The sequence below is a fragment of the Plantactinospora sp. ZYX-F-223 genome (genome assembly GCF_039649625.1).
Classification (GTDB): domain Bacteria; phylum Actinomycetota; class Actinomycetes; order Mycobacteriales; family Micromonosporaceae; genus Plantactinospora.
This window is the reverse complement of the sequence record NZ_JBDJAV010000005.1, coordinates 53,213-77,946: the sequence shown is the minus strand read 5'-3', so window position 1 is coordinate 77,946 and position 24,734 is coordinate 53,213. Positions and strand designations below refer to the sequence as shown.

At 72.6% G+C, this 24,734-nt stretch carries 24 protein-coding genes and 1 pseudogene; 8 read left to right on the top strand and 17 right to left on the bottom strand.

The window, feature by feature from the left end; translation table 11 throughout:
• Nucleotides 1-2: 2 nt before the first annotated feature.
• The 8 genes and pseudogenes from AAH979_RS06755 to pdxH all read right to left on the bottom strand — a co-directional run bounded on the left by AAH979_RS06755 (nt 3) and on the right by pdxH (nt 8,278).
• Entirely contained in the window at nt 3-782 is a 780-nt protein-coding gene (locus AAH979_RS06755) for a glucose 1-dehydrogenase (protein ID WP_346257158.1), read from the bottom strand.
• Entirely contained in the window at nt 779-2,581 is a 1,803-nt protein-coding gene (locus AAH979_RS06750) for a glycoside hydrolase family 15 protein (protein ID WP_346257157.1), read from the bottom strand. Before AAH979_RS06750 ends, AAH979_RS06755 begins: the two co-directional genes overlap by 4 nt.
• 168 nt (nt 2,582-2,749) lie before the next feature.
• Nucleotides 2,750-3,934 carry an acyl-CoA dehydrogenase family protein gene (locus tag AAH979_RS06745; RefSeq protein WP_346257156.1) on the bottom strand — a complete coding sequence of 395 codons (1,185 nt, stop codon included), beginning with the start codon at nt 3,932-3,934 and terminating at the stop codon, nt 2,750-2,752.
• Nucleotides 3,935-3,974: 40 nt separating this feature from the next.
• Nucleotides 3,975-4,274 (bottom strand): type II toxin-antitoxin system VapB family antitoxin, encoded by a 300-nt coding sequence (locus tag AAH979_RS06740; protein WP_346257155.1) that lies wholly within the window; start codon nt 4,272-4,274, stop codon nt 3,975-3,977.
• Nucleotides 4,275-4,467: 193 nt separating this feature from the next.
• A complete protein-coding gene (locus AAH979_RS06735; protein ID WP_346257154.1) occupies nt 4,468-5,091 on the bottom strand; it encodes a nitroreductase family protein in 624 nt (207 codons plus the stop codon).
• A 28-nt stretch (nt 5,092-5,119) separates the two neighbouring features.
• Nucleotides 5,120-6,058, bottom strand: a complete 939-nt coding sequence (locus tag AAH979_RS06730) for an aldose 1-epimerase family protein (protein ID WP_346257153.1) — start codon at nt 6,056-6,058, stop codon at nt 5,120-5,122.
• 175 nt (nt 6,059-6,233) lie between these two features.
• A pseudogene (locus AAH979_RS06725) lies at nt 6,234-7,475 on the bottom strand (MFS transporter); the annotation flags it as partial.
• A 149-nt stretch (nt 7,476-7,624) separates the two neighbouring features.
• Nucleotides 7,625-8,278, bottom strand: coding sequence for a pyridoxamine 5'-phosphate oxidase (pdxH, locus tag AAH979_RS06720; RefSeq protein WP_346257152.1), 654 nt, complete (start codon nt 8,276-8,278; stop codon nt 7,625-7,627).
• A gap of 246 nt (nt 8,279-8,524) precedes the next feature.
• Here pdxH and AAH979_RS06715 point away from each other — a divergent pair, with 246 nt between their 5' ends.
• From AAH979_RS06715 to AAH979_RS06700, 4 genes are all read left to right on the top strand, one after another.
• A complete protein-coding gene (locus AAH979_RS06715) occupies nt 8,525-9,631 on the top strand; it encodes a citrate synthase 2 (protein ID WP_346257151.1) in 1,107 nt (368 codons plus the stop codon).
• Nucleotides 9,632-9,854: 223 nt separating this feature from the next.
• A complete protein-coding gene (serC, locus tag AAH979_RS06710; RefSeq protein WP_346257150.1) occupies nt 9,855-10,982 on the top strand; it encodes a phosphoserine transaminase in 1,128 nt (375 codons plus the stop codon).
• 189 nt (nt 10,983-11,171) lie between these two features.
• Nucleotides 11,172-12,245: a septation protein SepH gene (gene sepH / locus AAH979_RS06705; RefSeq protein WP_346257149.1), complete on the top strand. Its 1,074-nt coding sequence runs from the start codon at nt 11,172-11,174 to the stop codon at nt 12,243-12,245.
• 44 nt (nt 12,246-12,289) lie between these two features.
• Nucleotides 12,290-12,670, top strand: coding sequence for a hypothetical protein (locus AAH979_RS06700; RefSeq protein WP_346257148.1), 381 nt, complete (start codon nt 12,290-12,292; stop codon nt 12,668-12,670).
• Between the two features lie 99 nt (nt 12,671-12,769).
• Here AAH979_RS06700 and AAH979_RS06695 read toward each other — a convergent pair whose 3' ends face one another.
• The 6 genes from AAH979_RS06695 to AAH979_RS06670 form a co-directional block, all read right to left on the bottom strand.
• Nucleotides 12,770-13,411, bottom strand: coding sequence for a 2'-5' RNA ligase family protein (locus tag AAH979_RS06695; RefSeq protein ID WP_346257147.1), 642 nt, complete (start codon nt 13,409-13,411; stop codon nt 12,770-12,772).
• A 39-nt stretch (nt 13,412-13,450) separates the two neighbouring features.
• Complete coding sequence (locus AAH979_RS06690) at nt 13,451-13,960, bottom strand: hypothetical protein (RefSeq protein WP_346257146.1); 510 nt, start codon at nt 13,958-13,960, stop codon at nt 13,451-13,453.
• Nucleotides 13,961-14,112: 152 nt separating this feature from the next.
• On the bottom strand, nt 14,113-14,991 hold the full coding sequence (locus tag AAH979_RS06685) for a maleylpyruvate isomerase N-terminal domain-containing protein (RefSeq protein WP_346257145.1): 879 nt from the start codon (nt 14,989-14,991) through the stop codon (nt 14,113-14,115).
• 105 nt (nt 14,992-15,096) lie between these two features.
• Nucleotides 15,097-16,383, bottom strand: a complete 1,287-nt coding sequence (locus AAH979_RS06680) for an MFS transporter (RefSeq protein ID WP_346257144.1) — start codon at nt 16,381-16,383, stop codon at nt 15,097-15,099.
• 104 nt (nt 16,384-16,487) lie between these two features.
• Entirely contained in the window at nt 16,488-16,937 is a 450-nt protein-coding gene (locus tag AAH979_RS06675) for a MarR family transcriptional regulator (RefSeq protein ID WP_318398805.1), read from the bottom strand.
• An 86-nt stretch (nt 16,938-17,023) separates the two neighbouring features.
• The gene (locus AAH979_RS06670; RefSeq protein ID WP_346257331.1) at nt 17,024-18,493 is read right to left on the bottom strand and encodes an NCS2 family permease; all 1,470 of its coding nucleotides are present in this window, start codon (nt 18,491-18,493) and stop codon (nt 17,024-17,026) included.
• A gap of 171 nt (nt 18,494-18,664) precedes the next feature.
• On the opposite strand from AAH979_RS06670, the gene AAH979_RS06665 reads away from it, so the two are divergent.
• Nucleotides 18,665-18,868 carry a DUF2530 domain-containing protein gene (locus tag AAH979_RS06665; RefSeq protein ID WP_346257330.1) on the top strand — a complete coding sequence of 68 codons (204 nt, stop codon included), beginning with the start codon at nt 18,665-18,667 and terminating at the stop codon, nt 18,866-18,868.
• A gap of 27 nt (nt 18,869-18,895) precedes the next feature.
• On the opposite strand, the gene AAH979_RS06660 is transcribed toward AAH979_RS06665, so the two are convergent.
• Entirely contained in the window at nt 18,896-19,717 is an 822-nt protein-coding gene (locus AAH979_RS06660; RefSeq protein WP_346257143.1) for a DUF3027 domain-containing protein, read from the bottom strand.
• A 118-nt stretch (nt 19,718-19,835) separates the two neighbouring features.
• Here AAH979_RS06660 and AAH979_RS06655 point away from each other — a divergent pair, with 118 nt between their 5' ends.
• Both AAH979_RS06655 and AAH979_RS06650 read left to right on the top strand, forming a co-directional pair.
• A complete protein-coding gene (locus AAH979_RS06655; RefSeq protein ID WP_346257142.1) occupies nt 19,836-21,482 on the top strand; it encodes an MFS transporter in 1,647 nt (548 codons plus the stop codon).
• Nucleotides 21,482-22,126, top strand: coding sequence for a futalosine hydrolase (locus AAH979_RS06650; RefSeq protein WP_346257141.1), 645 nt, complete (start codon nt 21,482-21,484; stop codon nt 22,124-22,126). The genes AAH979_RS06655 and AAH979_RS06650 overlap by 1 nt, the downstream gene beginning before the upstream one ends.
• 63 nt (nt 22,127-22,189) lie before the next feature.
• Here the strand turns inward: AAH979_RS06650 and AAH979_RS06645 are convergent, their stop codons facing one another.
• On the bottom strand, nt 22,190-22,993 hold the full coding sequence (locus tag AAH979_RS06645) for a GNAT family N-acetyltransferase (RefSeq protein WP_346257140.1): 804 nt from the start codon (nt 22,991-22,993) through the stop codon (nt 22,190-22,192).
• 524 nt (nt 22,994-23,517) lie between these two features.
• Here AAH979_RS06645 and AAH979_RS06640 point away from each other — a divergent pair.
• Nucleotides 23,518-24,360 carry a 1,4-dihydroxy-6-naphthoate synthase gene (locus AAH979_RS06640; RefSeq protein ID WP_346257139.1) on the top strand — a complete coding sequence of 281 codons (843 nt, stop codon included), beginning with the start codon at nt 23,518-23,520 and terminating at the stop codon, nt 24,358-24,360.
• Here the strand turns inward: AAH979_RS06640 and AAH979_RS06635 are convergent.
• Entirely contained in the window at nt 24,321-24,707 is a 387-nt protein-coding gene (locus tag AAH979_RS06635) for a cold shock domain-containing protein (RefSeq protein WP_101368382.1), read from the bottom strand. The two genes, AAH979_RS06640 and AAH979_RS06635, sit on opposite strands and share 40 nt — an antisense overlap.
• Nucleotides 24,708-24,734 lie beyond the last annotated feature (27 nt).

The following is a 24,734-nucleotide window of genomic DNA, read 5'->3' as shown; positions in this document are numbered from 1 at the left end:
GGTCAGGCCCCCTGACCCTGGTTCTGCATCAGGCCACCGTCCACGAAGTACGTCGACCCGGTGACGTAGTCGGCGTCGGAGCTGGCCAGGAAGACCGCCACCCGACCGATCTCGACCGGCTCCGCGGCTCGCTTGAACGGGATGCTCTGCACCTGCTCCTCCAGGTACTTCGGGTCGTCGATGGCCCGCTGGTTGAACGGGGTGAGCACCATGCCCGGCCCGATGTTGTTGACGTTGATCCCCATCGGCGCCAGTTCCAGCGCCATGCTCTTGGCGAGGTTGAGCAGCGCGCCCTTGCTGGTGTCGTAGTCCGAACCGCCAGCCCGGGCCACCTCCTGGTGGATCGAGGTGATGTTGATGATCTTGCCCTTGCCGCCCTGGTCCCGGCGGTGCCGGGCGAACCGCCGCGAGCAGAAGAAGGCGCCGTAGACGTTGATCCGGATCGCCCGGTCCCAGGTCTCGGTGTCCAGGTCGATCACCGGGATGCCCGAGGCGTCCACCCCGGCGTCGTTGATCAGCACGTTCAGCTCGCCGAACTCGGCCAGCGCGGTGTCGAACATCGCCTCCACCTGGTCCTCTTCGCTGATGTCGCCGCGCACCACGACGGCCCGCCGGCCGGCCTGCTCCACCTGCTGCCGGGTGTGCTGTGCGCCGTCGTGGTCGTGCAGGTAGTGCACCACCACGTCGGCGCCCTCCTTGGCGAACTCGATGGCGGTGGCCTGACCGATTCCGGAATCCGAACCGGTGATCAGCGCCGTCGTTCCTTCGAGCCGTCCAGTCATCGGCTTCCTCCCCCTGTCGGCACCGTCTCGTCCGAGGCGGTGGTGAGTTCCCAGGCCGCGCTGATCAGTCCGATGTGCGAGAACGCCTGCGGGAAGTTCCCGAGCTGCTCCCCGGTGTGCGGGTCGACCTGCTCGGCGAGCAGCCCGAGGTCGTTGGCGACGCCCGCCACGTTCTCGAACATCGCCGCCGCCCGGTCCCGTTCGCCGGCCAGCACCAGGCACTGCACCAGCCAGAAGGAGCAGATCGTGAACGCCGCCGGATCGCCCGCCCAGCGCCGGACCAGACCACCCCGGGAGAGCCGCTCCTCGATCAGCCGGATGGTGGCCCGCATCCGGTCGTCGGTGGCGGGCAGGAAGCCGGCGAGTGGCATGAGCAGCACGCTGGCGTCGAGCTGCTCCGAGCCGAAGGCGCCGGTGTAGGCACCGACCTGCGCGTTCCAGCCCTCCCGGAGTACCGTCTCCCGGATCTCGTCCCGGGCCGCCACCCAGCGGGCCAGGTCGTCCGGGTCGGCCAGCCGGTCACCGAACCGCACCGCCCGGTCCAGCGCCACCCAGCAGCCCACCTTGGACGACACGTAGTGCCGGGCGGCGTCCCGGGCCTCCCACATCCCGGCATCCGGCTCCCGCCACCTCGTCACCGTCTGGTCGGCGAGGCTGCGCAGCAGGTCGCGGACCTCCGCACGCATCGGGTCGAGGTAGTCCCGCAGCCGCCAGGCCGCGTCCAGCACCTCGCCCGGCACGTCGAGCTGATGCTGCCGCCACGCCTCGTTGCCGACCCAGACAGGGGAGCTGTTGGCGTAGCCGCGCAGCGTCTCGATCCGGCGCTCGGTCAGGTCCCGCTCCCCCTCCACACCGAACATGATCGGCACCGGCTGGCCGTCGATCCGGCCGACCGCCGAGGCGACCCAGCCGAAGAGCCGGTTCGCCTCCGTCGGGCAGGCCGCGACCCAGAGCGCCCGCAGCGTCAGGCTGAAGTCGCGCAGCCAGGCGTACCGGTAGTCGTAGTTGCGGTCACCGCCTAGCTCCTCCGGCAGCGAGGTGGTCGCGGCGGCCACCACCGCGCCGCTCGGCACGTAGGTGAGCCCCTGCAACACCAGGGCGTTGCGCCGGACCAGTTCCGGATAGCGGCCCTGGTAGTCGTGGTGTGCCGCCCAGGACCGCCAGCCGGAGACCGTGTCGCCGAACGCGTCCGTCTCCTCCACCGGGTGCGGCGCCGTCTCGTGGAAGGTCGGCCGGTAGGCGAGGACGAAGGTGTCCCGCTGCCCGGCACCGACGGTGAACCGGGCCGCCGCCTCGGACCCCTGCACCGTCAGCGGCATCGGGGCGGTCATCGCCAGCGTCGTCGGCCCGGAGGTCGCGGTCAGTTCGCCGTCCCGCCACACCAGGTACGCGGTCCGCCGGCCGTACTCGAACCGGGGGTGATAGGACAGCTCCATCGGAACGGCCCCGGAGAGGCCCTCCACCACCCGGACCAGGACTCCGGGGGACTTACGGCCGATTCCGTGTCCCCGGGCGCCCGCCTCCAGCAGCAGCCCGTCGGTCAGCGACACCTCGCCGTGCTCGGTCCGGAACACCGTACGCAGCACCAGGGTGTCGGGCAGGTAGTTCCGGCGGACCTCGAAGCGCTCGACCGGCCGGATCCACCAGTGCCCACCGGTGACGTCGAGCAGGCGGCAGAAGACCGAGGGCGCGTCGAAGCGCTCCGGGCACCACCAGTTGACCGAGCCCGAGCGGTCGACCAGCGCGGCACTGCGCCCGTCGGCCAGCAGTCCGTGCTCGGCGATTCCTCCGGCCTCCACGCGGCGGGCTACCCCCGGCCGGCGGCTCTAATCCCGCAGGTCAGCCGGGGCGGGCGGGGTACCCGCGACTTGACAACAGGAACTTAGGTCAGGCTAACCTACTACACCTGGCCGGCGCGCTCCGCTCCGCCCGCAAGGTGGCCTGACGTAGCCGCCCGGCGTGCCGGGTCAGCCGCCGAACGCGGACAGCCCGGTGAGCCGCTGCCCGATCACCAACTGGTGGATCTCCGAGGTGCCCTCGTAGGTCAGCACGCTCTCCAGGTTGTTGGCGTGCCGGAGCACCGGATATTCCCCGCTGATGCCGTTCGCGCCGAGGATGGTCCGGCACTGCCGGGCGATGGCGATCGCCTCCCGGACGTTGTTCAGCTTGCCGACGCTGACCTGCTCCGGCCGGAGCCGGCCGGCGTCGGCCAGCCGGCCCAGGTGCAGGGCCAGCAGATAGCCCTTCTGCAACTCGACCGCCATGTCGGCCAGCTTGGCCTGGGTGAGCTGGAAACCGGCGATCGGCCGGCCGAACTGCTCGCGGCTGGCGGCGTAGTCGATCGCGGCGTGCAGACAGTCCCGGGCGGCGCCGAGCGCACCCCAGACGATGCCGTACCGCGCCTCGGTCAGGCAGCTCAGCGGGGCCCGCAGCCCGGTCGCGGCCGGCAGTTGGGCGTCGGCCGGCAGCCGGACCTCGTCGAGCACGATCTCCCCGGTCGAGGAGGCGCGCAGCGACATCTTCTGCCGGATCTCCCGCGCCGTCACCCCGGGCGTCTGCATGGGTACGACGAAACCCCGCACTCCCTCGTCGGTACGCGCCCAGACGACGGCGAGATCGGCGACCGGCGCATTGGTGATCCACATCTTGCCGCCGGTCAGCACCCAGTCGGAGCCGTCCCGGCGGGCCCGGGTCGTCATCGAGGCGGGGTCGGAGCCGTGGTCCGGCTCGGTCAACCCGAAGCAGCCGATCAGCTCGCCGGCCGCCATCCGGGGCAGCCAGTGCCGCTTCTGCTCCTCGGAGCCGTACCGCCAGATGGCGTACATGGCCAGCGATCCCTGCACCGAGACCAGCGACCGTACCCCGGAGTCGCCGGCCTCCAATTCCAGGCAGGCCAGCCCGTACGCGACGGCCGAGGCGCCGGCGCAGCCGTACCCGGTCAGGTGCATGCCGAGCAGGCCGACCTTGCCGAACTCCACGGCCAGCTCCCGCACCGGGGCCTGGCCGGTCTCGTACCAGCCGGCGACGTGCGGGCGTACCCGGGTCGCCACGAGCTGGCCCACCACGGACCGGATCTGCCGGTCCTCCTCGGTCAGCGAACCGTCCAGGTCGAGCAGGTCCAGCGGGGGTGTCCGGTGCGTCGCCTCGGTCATGACCGCCACCCTAACGGCCGGTCATCGGGCGCCCTCGGGCTCAGGCTGCCGGCAGCACCAGGACCCGGGCGTGGATCTGGTTGCGCTGCTGGAGCGCGGCGCGCAGCGCGCGGTGCAGCCCGTCCTCCAGATAGAGACCGCCGCTCCACTGCACGACGTGTGGGAAGAGGTCGCCGTAGAAGGTGGAGTCCTCGGCGAGCAGCTTGTCCAGCGCGAGTTCCCGCTTGGTCGTGATGAGCTGGTCGAGGCGCAGCGGGCGTGGCGGGATCTCTGCCCACTGCTTCAACGTGAGCCCGTGGTCCGGGTAGGGACGCCCGTCCCGAACCGCTTTGAAGATCACGACGGCACGCTCCTCCCCATGGCCGTGCTGGCCCGACCCCTTGCTGCTACTCCGGCGGCCCGCCACCTGCGCGAGCCGCATCGTACCGATGACGCCCGTCAGCCTAGCGACCTCCGACGAGCTCTTGGTTTGTCCACGGATGTCAGTTTCGTTACTACCTCCGGCGGCATCCTGACCCGCATCGGTCAGGATGTCAGCCCCAGCGTCCTCGGTGCACCACCTTCTCCACTGGCCGGCGACCACGTCGCAACGACGGCGATCGATAATCCGCTGCCGGATAACCGATGCCGAGCGCGCCGATCGGGGTGAGGCCCTCCGGCACTCCGAACGCCTCCCGGAACGGGCCGGTCCGCTCCGGCGGAATGCCGAAGAAGCACGCGCCGAGCCCGGAGTCCACCGCGGTCAACAGCATCAGCAGCGCGGCGAAGCCGGTGTCGATGTACCAGTACGGCACCGGCCAGCGGGCCTCGTCGCGGTCCGTCCACCCCTTGTCCGGCTCGGCGTACCGGTCGAGGTAGGCGGAGCGGTCGGCCAGCGGTACGACGATCAGCGGTGCCCGCCGCATCCCGGTCAGCCACCGGCTCTGCCCCTCGGCGGCCGGGTCGCGCCGGGCGCCCTCCGGGGTGGTCGCCGTCCAGAACAGCTCGCGGTCCGCCGGCTCGGTCAGCACCAGGAACGCCCAGCCCTGGGAGAACCCGGCCGACGGGGCCCGGACGGCGTGCTCCAGCAACCGGTCCACCAACTCCGGCGGTACCGGCCGGTCCGGGTCGTAGTTGCGCACCATCCGTCGCCGCCGGACGACCGTCGAGAACTCCATCGCGCCCCTCCACGCTCTCGCCGAGGCGTCAGGCGCCGGGCCGGATGCCCCAGCTCCCCTGCCAGGTCTGTCCCGGTTCGAGGACGATCACGTCCCGGCCGGAGCGGAACGCGTCCGGCGGGCAGGTCATCGGCTCGACCGCCACCGACCGCCGGTAGCGGTCGCCGAGCAGGGTGTCCCCGGTGAAGACCTGCCACCAGCCGAACGACGGGTCGGCCCAGATGCTCACCGCCGCCTCCGGGTCGGGGCCGGAGAGCGTGACGCTGGAACCCCAGTCGTGCGTCAGCGCCGGGTCGAGGTCGCCGAAGGCCAGGTCGAGGACGGCCCGGCCGATCCGGCGCGGCTCGGTGAAGTCGTACTCCCCGCCGGTCACCTTGGCCGCGCCGATCGGCAGCAGCCGGCCGTCCAGCAGCAGCCGGCTGCGACCCGGTACCCGCAGCCGCAGGTCGTCCACGGCGACCCCGGGCAGCCGCAGGTAGGGATGCACCGAGAAGCCGAACGGGCAGGGCGCCGTGCCGACGTTGGTCGCCTCGTGGCGTACCCGCAGCCCGTCGGCGCCGACCTGCCACTGCGCGCGCAGCGACAGCGGCCACGGGTAGCCGACCTGGGCCGGCATCTCGCAGCCCACCACCACCGCGTCCGGGCGCTGCTCGACCAGCCGCCACGGCAGCCAGTTGACCAGACCGTGGATCGCGGTGTGCCGCTGCGGCTCGGTCAGCGGAAGCTGCAACTCCTGGCCGGCGAAGGTGTACTGGCCGTCGCGGATCCGGTTCGGCCACGGGGCGAGCACCTGACCCGCGCTGCCGGCCGGCAGCTCGTCCTCCGCGTACCCGTCGAGGTAGTCGACGCCGTTCGCCCGGTACGCCCGCAGCCCTCCACCGACCTCGACCACCACGGCCTCCTGGCCGGCGGCCGAAATCGTCCACTGTGCACCAGAGAGCGGCCGGGCCGCCTTGACGTTGTCCATGCCGGGACGATAGCCGTTACCCGGCGGCGGCGCCCGGCTGGCCGGACGCCGCGCCGCTGCCCGAGCCGGAACCGGCGGCCGCAGCGGCCGGCCCGGAACCGGCGGACCCCGAACCTGCCGGCCCGGAACCGGCGGACCCGGAACCGCCCGGCTCGGAACCGGCGGGTGCGCCCGGCTCGGCATCCTCGTCGCCCGGCTGCGGCGCCCGGTAGCGCGCCAGCGCCGGGAAGAAGATCCCCAGCAGCAGCGCGAGTACGGCCGCGACCACCCCGCCGCCGACCCAGGCGAAGCCGACCCCGAAGGCGGCGGCGGTGGTTCCGGCGCGCAGGTCACCCAGCCGGGGGCCACCCGCGACCACCGTGATGTTCACGCCCTGCAACCGGCCACGCAGCCGGTCCGGGGCGTAGACCTGCAACATCGACTGCCGGAAGACCGCGCTGACCAGGTCGGCCGCCCCGGCCACCGCGAGCAGCAGGACGGCCAGCCAGAGCTGCCGGGCCAACCCGGCGGCGGCGATCGCCAGCCCCCAGCCGACCACCGCGCAGACCAGGGCCAACCCCTGCCGCCGGACCCGACTGATCCAGCCCGAGGTGAGCCCGCCGAGCACCGACCCGATCGCGATCGCGCTGAACAGCCAGCCGACCGCCGAACCGCCGCCGAACCGCTCCTGCGCCACCTCGGGGAAGAGCGCCCGGGGCATCGCCAGCACCATCGCGATGATGTCGACGGCGAAGGAGAGCAGCAGTACCGGAGTGGTGGCCAGGTAGCGGAACCCGTCCACCACGCTGGCCAGGCCGACCCGCCGGGGTGGCCCGCCGTCGTCCAGGGGCGGCATCGAGGGGAGCCGGTAGGTGGCCCAGAGCGAGACGGTGAAGAGCAGCGCGTCCACCCCGTACGCCACCGGCAGCACCACCTCGACCGGTCCGGCCGAGAAGACCAGGCCGGCGGCGAGCGGACCGAGTACCCCACCGGCGGTGGAGGTGGTGTAGCCGAGCGTGTTCGCGGCCGGCACCAGCGAGGTGGGTACCAGCCGGGCGATGATCGCCTGTCGGGCCGGCGAGCTGATCGCGAACGCGGTGGTCTGCACCGCGACCAGCACCAGCAGCAGGACCGGGCTGCCGACCCGGAACAGCGCCTGGAGCAGCAGCCCTCCGGTGGAGAGCCACATCAGCATCGAGCTGGCCAGCAGCAGCTTGCGGCGGTCCACCGCGTCGGCGACCGCGCCGCCCCAGAGGCCGAAGACCAGCAACGGGACGAATCCGGCGATGCCCAGCAGCCCGACCCAGAGCGACTTCTCGGTCAGCGCGAACATCTCCACCGGTACCGCGACCGCGGTGAGCTGGAAGCCGAACATCGAGACGCCGTTGCCGATCCAGAGCCGCCGGTACGCCGGCACCCGCAGCGGGCGTACGTCCATCGCCCACCGGGCGAACCGGCCCGATCGCGCCTTCCCGACGGCGGCCGGCTCGGCGGTCTCGCCCGGCCTTGGTGCGGAAGAATCGACGACCGTCCCGCCGTCCGGCGCCGGGTCGCCGCCGACCCGGTCGGCGTCCGGGTCAACTCCGGTCAAGGCGCCAGCCGCTCAATGATCCAATCGTCCGCACCGGTCAGACGGTAGCGCAGTCGATCGTGCAGCCTGCTGGCCCGTCCCTGCCAGAACTCCACCGTCGCCGGCACCACCCGCAGGCCACCCCAGTGCGGTGGTGGCGGCACCGGTACGCCGTCGGGAAACCGCTCGGCGGCGACCCGGAACCGGTCATCCAGCGCGGCCCGGTCGGAAAGCACCTCCGACTGCGGGCTCGCCCAGGCCCCGAGCTGCGACCCGCGCGGCCGGCTGGCGAAGTACGCCTCCGTCTCGGCCCGGTCGACCGGCCCGATCGTGCCGCAGATCACCACCTGGCGCTGGATCGGATACCACGGCAGCAGCAGGCTGGCGTACGGGTTGACCCGCGCCTCGGTGCCCTTGCGCGACCGGTAGTTGGTGTAGAAGACCAGCCCGCGCTCGTCGTACCCCTTCAGCAGGACGGTCCGGGTGCTGGGCCGGCCCTCGGCGTCGGCGGTGGCCACCACCATCGCGTTCGGCTCGGGGAGCCCGGCCGCGACCGCGTCGAGGAACCAGCGGTGGAACTGCGTCCACCAGTCGGGCGCCAGGTCCGCCTCGGCGAGCCCGTCGGCCGACCCGTACTCCCGGCGCAGTTCGGCCGGCGGTGTGTCCCGCATCACGTCACATCCCTGTTCGTCAATCGAAAGCGGAGGACCGGCGCCGACCCGGCCGAGCCGGCGGGCGACCCCGGGGCCGGCCCGTCCTTGCCGCGTTGTGTCGCGCGTAGCACAACCGTGACCTCTCGCAAAGTTAGTTACCCAGCAGGCAAGATGGCACGAATACATCGCTGAGTTCGCCAAGGGTTCGCGCCGGGTACCGCCGGGTGGGCCCTGAATGCACGGACGACCGATCCAGGAGCGCGCATGTCCGACTTCAAACCGGGGCTGGAAGGCGTGATCGCCTTCGAGACCGCCATCGCCGAGCCTGACAAGGAAGGAGGGGCGCTGCGCTATCGCGGGGTCGACATCGAGGACCTGATCGGCCAGGTCTCCTTCGGCAACGTCTGGGCCCTGCTCGTGGACGGCCGGTTCGGTCCCGGCCTGCCCCCGGCCGAACCGTTCCCGGTACCGGTGCACTCCGGCGACATCCGGGTCGACGTGCAGTCCGCGGTGGCGATGCTGGCGCCGTACTGGGGGCTCTCCCAGTTCCTCGACATCTCCGACGAGCAGGCCCGGGAGGACCTGGCCCGGGTCTCGGTGACCGCGCTCTCCTTCGTCGCCCAGTCGGCGCGCGGGCTCGGCCTGCCGGCCGTACCGCAGAAGGAGATCGACAAGGCGGAGACCATCGTCGAGCGGTTCATGAAGCGCTGGCGGGGCGAACCCGACCCCCGGCACGTTAAGGCCGTCGACGCCTACTTCATCTCCGCCGCCGAGCACGGCCTGAACGCCTCCACCTTCACCGCCCGGATCGTCGCCTCGACCGGTGCGGACGCCGCCGCCTGCATCTCGTCGGGCATCGGCGCGCTCTCCGGCCCGCTGCACGGCGGCGCACCGTCCCGGGTACTGCACATGATCGAGGCGGTGGAGCGCAGCGGCGACGCCGAGGGGTACGTCAAGGGCGTACTCGACCGGGGCGAGCGGCTGATGGGCTTCGGGCACCGGATCTACCGGGCCGAGGACCCGCGCGCCCGGGTGCTCCGGCGTACCGCCAAGGAGCTGGGCGCGCCCCGCTTCGAGATCGCCGAGGCGCTGGAGAAGGCCGCCCTGGAGGAGCTGCACAACCGCAAGCCGGACCGGGTACTCGCCACCAACGTCGAGTTCTGGTCGGCCGTGGTGCTCGACTTCGCCGAGGTACCGGCGCACATGTTCACCTCGATGTTCACCTGTGCCCGGATGGGCGGCTGGAGCGCGCACATCCTGGAACAGAAGAAGCTGAAGCGGCTCGTCCGGCCGGCCGCCCGGTACACCGGCCCGGGGCCGCGCAAGCCCACCGAGGTGGAGGGCTGGGACGCCGTCCCGCACAACGCCTGAGCTGTGCTAAGGGCCCCACTCCGACCGCTGCCGCGGACCGGGGAGGGGCCCTTCGTCGTCTCCGGTCCGGCGCCGGGACGGATGTGGGGCAGACCTCAGTCGCCGCGGTGGGATCGTCCCCCGGGCCGCGCGACCAAGGTGCGAGGATGGGGTGGCGGCAGCGTCGCCGGATCAACCGCTCGGCTCACGGGCCTCTCGGCCCACCGGAAGGATCTTCGTAACCGTGGCTGACGTATCGACCATTCGGATTCCCGACGAGATCAAACCCGCTGACGGCCGGTTCGGCTGCGGCCCCTCCAAGGTGCGTCCGGCGGCGGTCTCCGCGCTGGCCGACGTCGCCACGACGTACCTCGGCACCTCGCACCGGCAGAAGACCGTACGCGACCAGGTCGCCCGGCTGCGCCGCGGCATCGCCGAGTTCTTCTCCCTGCCGGAGGGCTACGAGGTGGTGCTCGGCAACGGCGGCACCACCGCCTTCTGGGAGGTGGCCACCTTCGGGCTGGTCCGGGACCGGGCCCAGTTCGCCAGCTTCGGCGAGTTCGGCGCCAAGTTCGCCAAGTCGGTCAAGGACGCGCCGTTCCTCGGCGAACCCACCGTGCGCAAGTCCGACCCGGGTACCGCGCCGTCGCTGGTCGCCGAGGCCGGCGTCGACGTCTACGCCACCCCGCACAACGAGACCTCCACCGGTGTCGCGGTGCCGATCCGCCGGGTGGCCGGTGCCGACGACGACGCGCTGCTGCTGGTCGACGCGACCTCCGGGGCGGGCGGCCTGGAGGTGGACGTCCGGGAGACCGACGTCTACTACTTCGCCCCGCAGAAGTGCTTCGGCTCCGACGGCGGGATCTTCCTCGCCCTGATGTCGCCGGCCGCGCTGGCCCGGGCGACCGAGATCAAGTCCTCGGGGCGCTATATCCCGGCCTTCCTCGACCTGGTCACCGCGATCGACAACTCGCGGCTGGAGCAGACGTACAACACTCCGGCGCTGGCCACCATCTTCCTGGCCGCCGAGCAGACCGACTGGATGAACGCGCAGGGCGGGCTGGCCTGGGCGGCCAAGCGCACCGCCGAGAGCGCCGCCATCGTGTACGGCTGGGCCGAGCGCTCCGCCGTGGCGACACCCTTCGTGACCGATCCGGCGCTGCGCTCCAATGTGGTGGCCACGGTCGACTTCGCCGACGGTGTCGACGCGACCGCGATCGCCAAGGCGCTGCGGGCGAACGGGATCGTCGACACCGAGCCGTACCGCAAGCTCGGCCGCAACCAGCTCCGGATCGCGCTCTTCCCGGCGGTCGAGCCCAGCGACGTGGAAGCCCTCACCGCCTGCGTGGACTACGTGGTGGACCGACTCTGAGTCGAACCGTCCCTCGGGTCGGGCCGGTCGGCCGGACCGCCCGACCCGAGTGATCGATTTCTCCAGCTCACCCGCGACATGCGGGCGCGCCTCTCCCCAACGGGTGACGGACCGGCGTACCGTGTGACGAGGACGCCCGGGTGGCTGACCTGTGGCGTGGGGCCAGCGAGGCGGGACGGAGGCAACGCGATGCGGCCAGTACGCTTCGTCGCCCTCTCCGAGGACGGCCAAGCTATGGTGCTCACCGACGAGGTGGGCCGTCTTCTCGCGCTGCCGATCGACGAGCGGGTCGCGACCGTCCTGCACAACGAGCCCGGCAGCGCGCCACTGGCCGCGGTCGGTTCCGGCACCGAGCCGGCACCCTCGCTGTCGCCCCGGGACATCCAGGCCCGGATCCGCTCCGGCGAGTCCGCCGAGGACGTGGCCCGGATCGCCGGGGTTCCGGTCGACCGGGTGCTGCGCTACGCCGGCCCGGTGCTCCAGGAGCGGGCGATGCTCGCCCAGCACGCCCGACGGACCCGGCTGAAGAACGCGGAAAACCAGGCGCCGCTCGCCGAGATCGTCGACGGCCGGCTCTCCCAGCACGGCATCGACACCGAGAAGATCTCCTGGGACGCCTACCGGCGCGACGACGGCACCTGGCGGATCATCGCGACCTGGCCCTCCGGCAAGGCCACCGCCCAGGCGATCTGGGATCTCGACAAGGCGCGCCAGGCGGTGACGCCGCACGACGACATGGCGCAATACCTCTGCGCCGAGCGCCCCGCGCCGCTGCTCGGCCAGGAGCCCGCGCCGGAACGCGGCGGCCATGCCCTGCCCGGTCCGTCCCGGGTGGAGCCGGGTCGTGGCGGGCACGGCCTGCCGGCGGCGGCCGGCGACCACGCCCGGCCCGGCCGGGATCCGATCCGCGCCGGCCGGGACGCGCTGCTCGCCGGGCTCGACCGGCCGCTCGGCTCGACCGCCGGGCGCGGCCTCGACCCGGCCGCGTCGATGGCGTCGCCGGACGCGCCCCGGCAGCGTCCGGTCTCCGGTGGCGCCGCCGCACTGCTCGGCGGCGGCTCCGGCTCCGCGTTCGACGACGACGCCGACGCGCCGAAGGAGGTCCCGGCGGTACCGTCGTTGGCGGTGCTCCGGCCACGCCGCGCCGCCACCGGGCCGGGCTCCGGTGAGTCCGGTGACGCCTCCGGCAAGCCGCGCAAGCGCCTGCCGAGCTGGGACGACGTCCTCTTCGGCAGCGGCCCCGCCGCCCGCGAAACCTCCTGACGACATAGTCGTTCCGGCCCGGGGTCTGCGGTACCGTCGCGGCCATGCGGACACGGCATGCCGGACGGCTCTCGTTGCAGCTCGACGCGATCTACTGCGCGGTGGCGGCGGTGTCGCTGATCCTGTTCGTCAATCCGGTGTCCGAGCGGTTGACCATGCCACCGGCGGTGACCATCGCGATCGCGGTCGGTGTCGGCGGTTGGGCGTTCGCGCTCCACCGCGTCGCCCGGCGTCCCAGGCTCCGCCCGTGGCTGGTGGCGGTGCTCACCGCCAACGTCGTAGCGGCCACCCTGCTTGCTGCGTTCGCGGCGGTCCGGCCGTGGGACGGCGCGTTCACCGTGCTCCTCGCCGCAGTGGCCGTCGAGGTCGCAGCCTTCGCGGTCAGCCAGGCCGTGGCCCTGCGAAAAGCAGTCACGGGCGGCTGAGGAAGCTGGGCGCCGCCAGATCATCCGCCACGTTGACCTGGACGCGCCAGTTCAGCCCGAAAGGGACAAGTCTGGGCGCACCCACCGGAGTCGGAGCCGCTACAGCGGCCAGGCCGCCAGCCGGTCGTACGTCGGCCGGGGGCCGAGATGACTGCGTACCAGCACCAGCTCGGTCGCCGGCCAGGACGGCCCGAGATACCCGTCGAGGGTACGCAGGTCCTCGTCGAGGCTTTCCCGGTCCAGCCGGTCGCCGGGGCGGGCCAGGGTGAGGTGCGGCCGCAACGGCCGGAAGTCGAACGGGATCCTGGACCGGCGCAACTCCCGCCGGACCGTCGCGGCCAGCCGGTGCAGCGCGTCGACCTCGCCGAGCAGCCCGACCCAGAGCACGGTGAACCGCCCCGGCCCGAACCGCCCACCGCCGCCGAGCTGGAGCCGGGGCGCCCGCCGCCCACCGCCCGCCTCCGGCTCGACGGATCCGGTCCGACGGTCGGCCGCGCGCCGGCGCCGGACCGGCGGGTGCCGCCACAGGTCGACGGCCCGGGAGAGCGCCTCCTCCACTGTGCACAGCCGGTCGTCCGGCACCTCGCCGAGGAACGCGACGGTCACGTGCAGGGTCGACCGGGCGGTCAGCCGTACGTTGATCCCGGCGTCGGCCGCCGCGCCGATCCGGAGCCGGTGCGTCTGCGCGACGATGTCGTCCAGCGCCTCCGGCGGCGGATAGACGGCCACGAAGAGTCGCATCTCAGCGCCGCTTCCGGCAGCGGGTCGCCGGCCGGCGGGTCAACCGCTGCCCTGGCGCGGCCCGGCGTGCGGGGACGGCAGGATCAGGCCGGCGGCCTGCAACTCGCCCTCGACGCGTACCCGCTCGATCTCCAGGTCGACGCCGTCGAGGTCGCCGAGGTGCTCGGCCACGCCCAGGCACCGGCTGGCCAGGCGCAGCCGGTCGTCGTACGCCTCCAGCACCGCGTCCTGCCAGAGCCGGGAGCGCCCGGCGAGGCTCAGCCGCTGGTCGCCCAGCCGGCGCAGGTCGGCGGCGATCCGCTCGATCGCCGGGTGGTCCACCCGGTCGAACTCGGTGAGGTCGACCTCGCGGGCGAGCGCGTCCACTTCGAACACCCGGTCGAGGCGGTCTATCGCCCGGCGCAACCGGCGGCTGTCCCGGCGGTCGGCGAACCAGCAGGCGAACCGGTCGATCAGCTCGTCGGCGCAGATCAGCGCGGCCACGGCGGCCGGCAGGCCGGCTACGGCAAGGAGGGCCAGCGGCAGCGCGAAAGCATGCACGATGGCCACATCCTCCGACGCTAACCGGCAGCACCCCGACCCGCCACCGGTTTTGCAATCAACGAATATTGCACCTTTGTCAACCTCCCCTTGCGGTCCGCCGTGGCCGCAGGTGGAGAGTCGGGGCGGACCCGCCGCGCTGTTCAGGGTGGAAGGTTCATTCATCGGGTCGCCGGGGCGAGTGCCAGGCGCAGCCGCTCGACCGCCGCCCGGTCGCCGGCCCAACTGACGGCGTCGTCGGCCGAGCGCCGCCAGAGCCAGAGCAGCAACCGCTCCGGACTCGCGCTGATGGTCGCCGCCGGCCCGACCTCGGCCGGCGGGCCTTCTCCCGCCCCGGAGGCTCTGCCGCCGGCCGCGCCGGCACCGGCCGGCTTCCGGACCGGTGCCGCCTCCGGCCGGCCGTTCTGCACCGGCACCGCCGCTCCGCTCCGGGCGACCGATGCCCGGTCGGACGCGACCGTCGCACCGTCCGGGCCGAGCCGGACCAGCCAGCTCGCCGGCCCGGCGGTGGCCAGGACCTGGACCGCGGGATCGGGGAGAACGTCGGTGAAGTCCTCGGGCCACCGCCGCGTGCCGTATCCCAGGAGGATCCGCAGCAGCTCGTCGATGCCGTCGGCGGCGAGGTCGGCGGGGATCTCCGCGACCGGCTGGGCGGTCGCCAGTTCCGCGTCCACCCGGTGGATGACCGTCTCCTGCGCCATCCGCCGGAGCCAGAAGCCGACGGTCTGGTCCGGGTCGTACCAGGTGGGTGCGAGCGCGGCCGGATCCCGGCTGTCGAACTCGGCGCGCAGCGCGAGGCACGCCCGGTCGAGCAGCGCCAACGGCTCCTCCGCGGACAGCTCGGGCGGCCACGACGAGGGGATCCGCCCGGTCCGCATGCACTCCACCTTGTGCAGATAGACCACTGCGACGTGCCGGACCAGGTCGGCGACGGTCCAGTCCGGACAGCTCGGCACGGCCGCAGCCAGATCGGCGGACGCGACCTGACGCAGCCGGGCCTGGTCGGCGGCCAGGCACTCCAGTAGTCGCACACGCAGCATGAGGTCAGCTAACCAGAGGGGTCGGACGCCCGCAGGGTGCCGCGCCATCGACGCGCGACGGTCGACGGCGCGGCCCCGGGGCGCCGGACACCTCCGCCGGGTGCCTCACATGTCGGCGGGATGCACCACGTAGAAGCGGGGCAACGGGAGGATGCGCAGCCGGAGCCGGGTACCGGTACGGTGCAACTGCCAGATCAGTGCCGTACCGGCGGCGGTCAGCGAGATCAGACCGCCGATCCAGATACTCGCGCCGGCGCCGAAGCGCTCGGCGATCCAGCCGATGATCGGCGCGCCGACCGGGTTGGTGCCGAGGAAGACCAGTACCCAGAGCGACATCACCCGGCCCCGGAACGCCGCGTCGACACCGAGCTGCACCCGCTGGTTGGACGCCTGGGCGAAGAAGACCATGAAGAACCCGGTCAGCGGCAGCAAGGCCACCACCAGCCAGTACGTCGGGGCGAGCCCGACCAGGGTGCCGCAGGCACCGGTCGCCACGGCGGCACCCAGCACCACCCAGACCGACGGCCGGCTGCGCCGGCCGCTGCCGGCCAGCGCCCCGGCCAGGGCGCCCACCGCGAGCGCGGTGGTGAACAGGCCGAACGAGGCGGCGCCGGTGTTGAAGGTGGTCTTGGCCAGCGCCGAGAGGGTGAGCTGGAAGTTGAACAGGGCCAGCCCCATCACCGACATCAGCACCATCGGCAGCACCAGGTCGGACCGGCGGGCGACGTACCGGAGTCCGTCGATCACCCGGGCGGAGCCGCGCTCGGCGAGCGGCGGCAGCTCGTCGCGGTGCAGCTCGGCCGAGCGCATCAGCACCACGAAGACCACCGGGGCGACCGAGCTCAGCGCGCTGACCAGGAAGACCGGGCCGACGTCGAAGAGCGCGATCCCCACGCCGGCCACCGCCGGGCCGATGATCCGGGCCGAGTTGAAGGTGGCGGCGGAGAGCGCCAGCGCGTTGGGCAGCAGCGGGGTGCCGACGAGTTCGGAGACGAAGGACTGGCGTACCGGGGTCTCGACCGCGTTCGCCACCCCGAGCAGCGCGGCGAAGACGAAGACGTGCCAGAGCTGCACGACACCGGTGATCACCAGCACGCTCATGCCGAGCGCCAGGAGGCTCCAGGTGCAGTTGGCGACGAAGAGGAGCACGCGCTTGTCGTACCGGTCGGCGAGGCGGCCGGAGAGCAGGGTCAGCAGGAGCACCGGGGTGAACTGGAGGGCGATGACCACGCCGAGCGCGGAGGCCGAGTTGTCCGAGAGGTCCAGGACGAGCCAGTCCTGCGTGGTGAACATCATCCACACGCCGATCAGCTTGATGAGCTGACCGGTGGCGAAGAGCCGGTAGTTGCGAACCGTCAGGGACTGGAAGGTGGTGCTCAGCTTTGCCCGCACTCGGGGTGCGCCTCCTCGGGTCGTACGCGTCATCCCGACCTCCGGCCTCGACATTGCGGCCGGAAGGTCCTAGCGGACGAAGCGGACCCGGTCCTCAGCGGCGCTCAGTCGCGCGCCACCTTCTGCAGGATCTCCGCGGCGCGCTGGAGCGCGTCGCGGTCCTCCGGGGTCAGCTCGGCGAGCCGGCCGGCCAGCCACTCGTTGCGGGCCCGGTCGAACTGGGCGAGCATCGCGCGGCCGGTGTCGGTGGCCGAGAGGATGACCTGTCGGCCGTCGGTCGGATGGGGGGTGCGCTGCACGAGGCCGCGCTCCTCCAGCTTCGCGACGATCTTGGTCATCGTCGGCGGCTGGACCCGTTCGGTGTCGGCCAGTTCGCGGGGCGTCAGCGCACCGGCCAGCTCCAGGCTGGTCAGGGCGGAGAGCTGGGTCCCCGTGAGATCGCCGACCGGCCGGGTCTGCCGTACCCGTCGGTTGAGTCTGGTGATCGCATCGCGCAGCAACGTCGCAAGCTGCGCCGGTGGCATGCGCTTCGCCATCACCGTCCACTCCGTCACGGTCGTTAGCCTAACTAATAAGCTAGGCTAACGACCACCGATTATGACCACTGTCACCGAGACCCGGCGCCGTGCTGTTCCACAGGCTAGAACAGCACGGTCTCGATCGGGCCGCGCAGGAAGTAGACCACGAAGAGCGCGGCCACCCCGTAGAGCAGCGGGTGCACCTCCCGTGCCTTGCCCCGGGCCAGCTTGACCAGCACGAAGGTGATCACGCCGGCCCCGATGCCGTTCGAGATCGAGTAGGTGAACGGCATCAGCACGATGGTGAGGAACGCCGGGATGGCGATCTCGTAGTCGTTCCAGTCGATGGTCCGCACCGCGGTCATCATCAGGAACCCGACGATCACCAGTGCCACGGAGGCGGCCTCGAAGGGCACCACCACGACCAGCGGGGCCAGGAACATCGCCAGCAGGAACAACCCACCGGTGACCAGGTTGGCCGCCCCGGTCCGGGCGCCCTCCGCGACCCCGGCGGCACTCTCGATGTACGACGTGTTGCTCGACGTACTCGCCACGCCGCCGGCCGCCGCGGCCACCGAGTCCACCAGCAGGATCTCCCGGGTACGCGGCGGCATCTTCTGCTCGTCGAGCAGCCCGCCCTCCTGGCCGACCGCCACCATCGTGCCCATGGTGTCGAAGAAGTCCGTGATCAGCAGCGTGAAGACGAACATCAGCGCGACCAGTACGCCGGCCCGCTGCCAGGAGCCGAGCAGGTCGAAGTGACCCAGCAGGGAAAGGTCCGGGGTGTCCACCACCCGCTCCGGCAGCGCCGGCACGTTCAGCGACCAGCCGGCCGGGTTGGGCTTCCCGTCCACCACCGACGGACCGACCTTGGCGATCGCCTCCACCACGATCGCCAGCACGGTCGAGGCGAGGATGCCGATCAGGATCGCGCCCTTGACCCGGCGTACCACCAGGACCAGCGTGACCAGCAGCCCGAGTACGAAGACCAGCGCCGGCCAGGTCACCAGCTTGCCGCCGATGCCGAGCCCGACCGGCACGGTGGTGTTGGCGGCGTCCGGAATCCGCCGGACGAACCCGGCGTCGACCAGCCCGATGATCGTCAGGAACAGCCCGATGCCCACCCCGATCGCGGTCTTGAGCTGGGTCGGCACCGCCCGGAACACGGCGGTGCGCAGCCCGGTCAGCACCAGGACGGCGATGATCACACCCTCGATCACCACCAGGCCCATCGCGTCGGCCCAGGTCATCTGCGGGGCGATCTCGAACGCCACCAGCGCGTTGACGCCGAGCCCGGCGGCCAGGGCCAGCGGGAACCGGCCGACCACACCCATCAGGATCGTCATCACCCCGGCCACCAGGGCGGTCGCGGCGGCCAGCGCCGGGATGGCCAGCCTGGCGCCGTCGGAGTCGACCGCGTTGCCCAGGATCAGCGGGTTGAGCACCACGATGTAGGCCATCGTGAAGAACGTGGCGAGCCCACCGCGCACCTCCCGGCCCACCGTCGAGCCGCGCGCCGTGATCTCGAAGTACCGGTCGAAGGCGTTACCGGCGCCGGACCGGCCGGCCGGCTTCGTCGGGGCGTTGTCCATCGGATCCTCGCAGGGGGTGTACGAGAGTGATCGGGGCATCGTTGATCGGGGCATCGTCCCAGATCACCGGTTACCGGCAAAGTCCTTCCCGGTTACCAACCCCCACCAGCACGGCCGTACGCTGGAGCGGTGCCCGAGGAGGAGCCGCGGATCGAGCCGCTCGACCCGCCGATGGTCCCGTTCGCCGTCGCCGGGATCGTGGTCTGGGCGGTCGTCGGGCTGGTGCTACTGGTCTTCTTCCGGGACTGGCTCGCCGACACCGGCCGCGAGCACTGGCTCTGGACCTGCCTGGCCGGTTTCCTCGCGGGCTTCCCCGGGCTGGCCGTGATGCTCCGGCACGACGCCAACCGCCGTCGCCGTCGCGCCGGCGGCTGAGGGAGTCCCCGTCGCGGGAGTCCTCGGTCAGCCGTGCCCGTACGGCTCCGGGGGCTCGGTGGCCTCGACCGAGCCGGGTGCCCGGCTGACCGCGACCGCCTCGACCTCACTGTCGTCGTAGATGGTCGGCAGCTCCTCGACCGGCGTCTCGGCCGACTCGACCAGCGTCTCGGAGTGCGCCCCGCAGCCGTGGTCGGCGCTGACCGCCCGGCCGTCGTCCGGGGCGAAGAAGTTTCCGCAGACGCCGAAGGACTGCCGCAGCGCGCCGGCCAGCGGGAGATAGAAGCCACAGGTGCCGCAGCGGGCGGCCCGCGGTGCGGCGACCGCGATCGGCGCGCTCGGCCCGTGATCGCCGTCGTACCACCGCTGGGCGGTCTCGATCCGGCCCTCCCGGGACATCACCCGGGGCCGCCCGAGGCCCAGCTCCCAGGCCGTCTCCTCCACTGCCGGATCGTCCGAGAGCAGGTAGCCGGGGGCGAGCCGCTCGTCGTCCGGCGGGGTGGGCAGCAGGTCGCCGACCCCGAGGTCGCCCGGCTGGAGCCGCTCCTGCCAGGGCAGCCAACTCGGCGCGAGCAACGCGTCCGGGCCGGGCAGCAGGAACGTCTCGCAGATCGTGACGTGCCGGCTGCGCGGCACCCGGGTCACCGTCACCGCCCACCGCCAGCCCTGGTAGCCGGCCATCTTGCACTCGAAGAGATGCGTCACGAGGCGGTCGCCCTCGGCGATCGCCCCCTGGTGGTCGCCGACGTCAGCCGGGTCGACCTCGGTGATGCCCTCCCGCGCCACGTCGACGGCACTGGCGCAGACCTGGTCGAGACGGACGGCTCTGGCCGCGGTGCTCCTGGTCACTCACCCATTCTTGCCTATCCTTGACGGCGGGTCGGCGGCACTCCCCGGCACTTTTCACCGCAGAGATATCTCGGCACAGATCCGACGGTCGTCGACCGGATGGGCGAGGATGATGCTCATGCCGTTGTTCACCCGCTCTGGGCGATCGGTCCCCGGGCGTGTCGTCGGTACGGCGATCCGGGCCGTGAGGCTGCTCTTCCGGGGTTCGCTCGGCAGCGCCCGCTGGACGACCCGCCGGGTCGCCCGGGTACGCGCCAAGGGCGCCGGCGGCGAGACCGGGATGGTCCGGCTCTTCGACCTGCACGCCGCCTCGTGTGCCGGCGACACGCTGATCACGATCGGCCTGGCCGGGACGATCTTTTTCAACGCCCCGCTGGGCGAGGCACGGAGCAAGGTCGCGCTCTACCTGTTGATCACCATGGTGCCGTTCGCGCTGCTCGCCCCGGTGGTGGGGCCGCTGCTCGATCACTTCCGGCACGGGCGCCGCTACGCCCTGGCCGCCACCATGCTCGGGCGGGCCTTCCTGGCCTGGCTGATCTCGGACTACATCCACGGCTTCGGCCTCTATCCGGCCGCCTTCGGCGTACTGGCGCTGTCCCGGGCGTACGGGGTGGCCCGGTCGGCGGCGGTGCCCCGGCTGCTGCCGGAGGGGATCGGACTCTCCCAGGCCGGCGCCCGGGCCAGCGTGTACGGCTCGATCGCCGGCGGCGTGGTCTTGCCGATCGGGTTGGCCGCGTTCTGGTTCGGTCCACAGTGGCCGCTCCGGGTCGCCTCGGTGATCTTCCTGGTCGGCATGGTGATCGCGTTGCGCCTGCCACCCCGGGCCGACTCCGACCCGCCGGAGACGGTGCCCAGGGCCTTCCAGGCGCTCCGCCCCGGCCGGAACGGGCGGGAACGGGCACTCAGCCGCAGCGGCCCCGGCGGCCGGCTGGTGATCAGTGCCCTGGTCGGCAGTGCCGTCCTGCGCGGCGTCTACGGCTTCCTGCTGCTCTTCCTCGCCTTCGCGATCAAGGCCGGCGACCTGGACACCGAACTCTTCGGCCGCCAGCACGGCGCGGAGGTCGCGCTCGGGGTGGTCGGCGCCGGTCTCGGCATCGGGACGTTCCTGGCCACCGCCCTGGGTACCCGGCTGCGCATCCACCGCCCGGTCGTGCTCCAGGCCGCCGGCCTGGTGGCGGTGACCGGGGTCGGGGTACTGGCCACACTGCGGTTCTCGCTGCTGCTGGTCGCCCTGCTCTGCCTGGTCACCGCCGTGATCAGCGGCATCGCGAAGCTGGCCGTCGACGCCTCGATCCAGGAACGGGTCCCGGAGCGGCTCCGGGCCACCGGGTTCGCGCACTCCGAGACGGTGCTGATGCTGGCCTTCGTGGCCGGCGGCGGGCTCGGCCTGGTACCGCTGGACGGCCGGCTCGGGGTCGGCCTGCTCACCGGCCTCGCCGCCGTCGGTACCGTCTGGGCGTTCGTCGTCGCCACCCGGCTGCGCGGCGAGCGGCTGTCCGGACGGGCGATGGCCGAGGGCGAACAGCCCGACGACCGGCGATCCGGCGAGGACCCGGCGCCCACCGGCGACAACTCGGCGCCCACCTCCCCGGCCCCCGTGGCCCACCGCCCGGACGCCGACGAGCCGGCCAGCGACGTAGCGGCGGAAAGCGACGAGGACGCGCAGCTCGCGCCCCCCGGCTACCACATCTACCGGCCGTCGTCCGCCGTACCCGGCTCCGGGCCGGGCGAGGAGGGCTCGCGCCGGGAAACCCGGGGGAAGTAGTGGGCGAGGCGATACTCGTGGTCACGGCCGTCGCGGCCGAGGCCGAGGCGGTACGTGCCGGCCTGGTCGCCGACGCGGTCACCGTAGAGCCGGTGGGGGTTGGCCCGGCCGCGGCCGCCGCCGGCACCGCCCGGCTGATCGCGCTGGCCGAGGCGGCCGGGAGACCGTACCGGGGAGTGCTCAGCGCCGGCATCGGCGGCGGCTTTCCCGGCCGGGCTCCGGTCGGCGGGATCGTGGTCGCGACCCGCAGCGTCGCGGCCGACCTCGGCGCCGAATCGCCGGACGGTTTCCTCACCCTCGACGAGCTGGGTTTCGGCACCACCACCGTGCCTGCCGACCCGGCCCTGCTGGACGTGCTCCGGTCCGGGCTGCCGCAGGCGGTCACCGGCGCGGTCCTCACCCTGAACACCGTGACCGGCACCACCGCGACCACCGCCGCCCTACTGGCCCGGCACCCGGACGCGGTGGCCGAGGCTATGGAGGGGTACGGGGTGGCCACCGCCGCCGTCAGCGCCGGACTCCCCTTCGCCGAGCTGCGTACGATCTCCAACCCGATCGGGCCCCGGGACCGCTCCGCGTGGCGGATCGGCGACGCCTTCGCCGCCCTGACCGCCGCCTTCGCCACGGTCGGCCCGAAGCTCTGAGCCGACCGTGGCGCCGGGCTGGACCGGTTGCGCCGGGCTGGACCGGTTGCGCCGGGCTGCTCGTCAGTCAGGGCGGTGCAGGGTCAGCCGCACTGGCCGGCTCGACTCGGGCCGGAACCCGCAGCGGACCAGGAACTCCACGCCGTCGAACTCGGTGATGGCCTGGGCGACCCGGATCCCGGCCCGATCCATCTCGGCCAGCAGTTCGGTGACGAGTCGACGCCCGATGCCCAGCCCCCGGCACTCCGCGACGACCACTATCCCGTCCAGCACCACCTCCCGGTCTGGCTCGGCCAGGGAGCAGAGTTCGACCGGATGCCGCCCGCGCAGGTGGGCCCGCAGCTCACCGACCAGCCCGCCGTCGGGCAACTCGGCCACCCACTGCCAGCCACCGGACGGGAGGCCCTCGGTCACCGGACGCAGCCGCACCAGACGGCGTACCTCCTCGCGCCAGCGTCGCCGGTCGCGCCGATCCCGGCACAGGTCGAAGGTCGCCTCCGGCACCCTGAGCGGCCATCGCTCGGGCGGCAGCGTGTACCAGTGCGCCCACCAGGCTCCCGGCCAGTCCTTCGGCCCGTACACGTCCCGCACGTCGAGGTGGGCGGGATAGCGCCGGCCACCCTGGTCGCGGCGGTGCTCGTGCGGATGCGGAGGCAAGCCGTCCAGCCCGAACGTGCCGCCGGCGGCCAGCACCAGCCGCTCGACCGTGCGGAACTTCGGATCACGGGCCCGCCCCGCCTCGATCCGCGAGATGGTGCTCTTCGGCACCCCCGCCAGGACCGCAAGCTCACGCTGGCTGAGATCGGCCTGCCGGCGGAGCTGCCGGAGCAGTCCGCCCAGGTCGACCGGGTCACCCTGCCCCGTCATGGGCATCGATAATTCCGGCCCCCGGTCGAGTCCGCCAGCCCGCATCGTCGACCTGTGGATAACGGCACCAGGCTGTGGATAAACCCGTGGACAGCGGGTTGATCCGGACCCAGCACCGGACCGGTGCCATGTCGTTCCGCAGACTGTCGAGCTGCCCCGCCTGTGCACCCGGGGTCCACCGCCGCACCGACCACCACCGGTTCGCCGAGACCACCCGCCCCGTCTGTGCACCCAGCTCGACAGCCCCCGCACCAACCACCCACCAGGGCCCAGACCCCACCGCCCCGCTCATGCACCCAGCTCGACCGCCCCCACACCAACCACCACCGCCCCGCTCATGCACCCAGCTCGACCGCCCCCACACCAACCACCACCGCCCCGCTCATGCACCCAGCTCGACAGTCTCCGGGCGAGGGTGTTCAGGGGGCGGCGGCGGACGTGAGCTAACCAAGCGGACGTGAGCTAGCCAACCGGTCGCGGACGGCCGGATGGCGGCGGGAGCGGCCGGGGTTAGCGTGGGACCCGTGCCGCTCTCCCTGGCGATCTCGCCCTGCCCCAACGACACCTTCGTGTTCCACGCCCTGGTGCACGGGCTGGTGCCCGACGCCCCGGCGGTCAACGTGACCTACGCCGACGTGGACGTCACCAACACCGCCGCCGAACGCGGGGCGTACGACCTGGTCAAGGTGAGTTACGCGGCGTTGCCCTGGCTGCTCGACGACTACCACCTGCTGCCCTGCGGCGGGGCGTTGGGCCGTGGCTGCGGACCGCTGGTGCTGACCCGGGGAGACCGGACGGGCCGCAGCGCCGACCTGACCGGGGCGACCGTGGCGGTGCCCGGCGACCGGACCACGGCGTACCTGCTGTTCCGGCTCTGGTCGGCGCAGCGACCGCCGGCGCGGATCGAGGTGGTCCCGTTCCACGAGATCATGCTGGGCGTGGCAGCCGGCCGGTACGACGCCGGGCTGGTCATCCACGAGGCGCGGTTCACGTACCCCCGGCACGGGTTGACCGCCCTGGTCGACCTCGGCGAGTGGTGGGAGGCCGACACCGGCCTGCCGATCCCGCTCGGCGCGATCCTGGCCCGCAAGGGCTCCGTCGACCCGGCCGAGGCAACCGGCTGGATCCGCGACTCGGTACGCCGGGCCTGGGCCGACCCGGCCGGCACCGAGGAGTACGTGCTCGCGCACGCCCAGGAGATGGAGCGCGACGTGGTCGACCGGCACATCGCGCTCTACGTCAACGAGTTCACCGCCGAGCTGGGCGCCGAGGGCCAGGCCGCGGTCGACGCCCTGCTCGGCCGCGCGTCGGCCGCCGGACTGACTCCTCAGATCTCCAGTTCGCGGGCGACCGCGTGGACGAGCTGAGCCACCGTCTGCGCGGTCTTCCGGTCGGGGAACCGGCCCCGGCGCAGGTCCGGCTGGACCTTCGCCTCCAGTACCTTGATCATATCTTCGACCAGGCCGTGCAGCTCCTCCGCCGGCCGGCGGCGAAGCTCCGCCATGGACGGTGGCGCGTCCAGCAGCTTCACCCCGAGCGCCTGCGCGCCCCGGCGGCTGTCCACGACGCCGAACTCGACCCGCTGGCCGCCCTTCAGGTCGGTGACACCAGCCGGCAGCGCGCCCTTCGGCAGGAATACGTCGCCACCCTCGTCACTGGTGACGAACCCGTATCCCTTGGCCGCGTCGTACCACTTCACTCGACCCGTCGGCACCTGAAGACCTCGACTCCCCTGATGAGA

Excerpts from the sequence above, each read along its gene's own strand:
- AAH979_RS06745 (WP_346257156.1), bottom strand. The coding sequence starts at position 3,934 with ATGACCGAGGCGACGCACCGGACACCCCCGCTGGACCTGCTCGACCTG.
- sepH (WP_346257149.1), top strand. The coding sequence starts at position 11,172 with ATGCGGCCAGTACGCTTCGTCGCCCTCTCCGAGGACGGCCAAGCTATG.
- AAH979_RS06670 (WP_346257331.1), bottom strand. The coding sequence starts at position 18,493 with ATGGACAACGCCCCGACGAAGCCGGCCGGCCGGTCCGGCGCCGGTAAC.
- AAH979_RS06735 (WP_346257154.1), bottom strand. The coding sequence starts at position 5,091 with ATGGAGTTCTCGACGGTCGTCCGGCGGCGACGGATGGTGCGCAACTAC.
- pdxH (WP_346257152.1), bottom strand. The coding sequence starts at position 8,278 with ATGCGGGACACACCGCCGGCCGAACTGCGCCGGGAGTACGGGTCGGCC.
- AAH979_RS06695 (WP_346257147.1), bottom strand. The coding sequence starts at position 13,411 with ATGCGACTCTTCGTGGCCGTCTATCCGCCGCCGGAGGCGCTGGACGAC.
- AAH979_RS06715 (WP_346257151.1), top strand. The coding sequence starts at position 8,525 with ATGTCCGACTTCAAACCGGGGCTGGAAGGCGTGATCGCCTTCGAGACC.
- AAH979_RS06755 (WP_346257158.1), bottom strand. The coding sequence starts at position 782 with ATGACTGGACGGCTCGAAGGAACGACGGCGCTGATCACCGGTTCGGAT.
- AAH979_RS06685 (WP_346257145.1), bottom strand. The coding sequence starts at position 14,991 with ATGCTGCGTGTGCGACTACTGGAGTGCCTGGCCGCCGACCAGGCCCGG.
- AAH979_RS06700 (WP_346257148.1), top strand. The coding sequence starts at position 12,290 with ATGCGGACACGGCATGCCGGACGGCTCTCGTTGCAGCTCGACGCGATC.
- AAH979_RS06645 (WP_346257140.1), bottom strand. The coding sequence starts at position 22,993 with ATGACGGGGCAGGGTGACCCGGTCGACCTGGGCGGACTGCTCCGGCAG.
- AAH979_RS06655 (WP_346257142.1), top strand. The coding sequence starts at position 19,836 with ATGCCGTTGTTCACCCGCTCTGGGCGATCGGTCCCCGGGCGTGTCGTC.
- AAH979_RS06665 (WP_346257330.1), top strand. The coding sequence starts at position 18,665 with ATGGTCCCGTTCGCCGTCGCCGGGATCGTGGTCTGGGCGGTCGTCGGG.
- AAH979_RS06730 (WP_346257153.1), bottom strand. The coding sequence starts at position 6,058 with ATGGACAACGTCAAGGCGGCCCGGCCGCTCTCTGGTGCACAGTGGACG.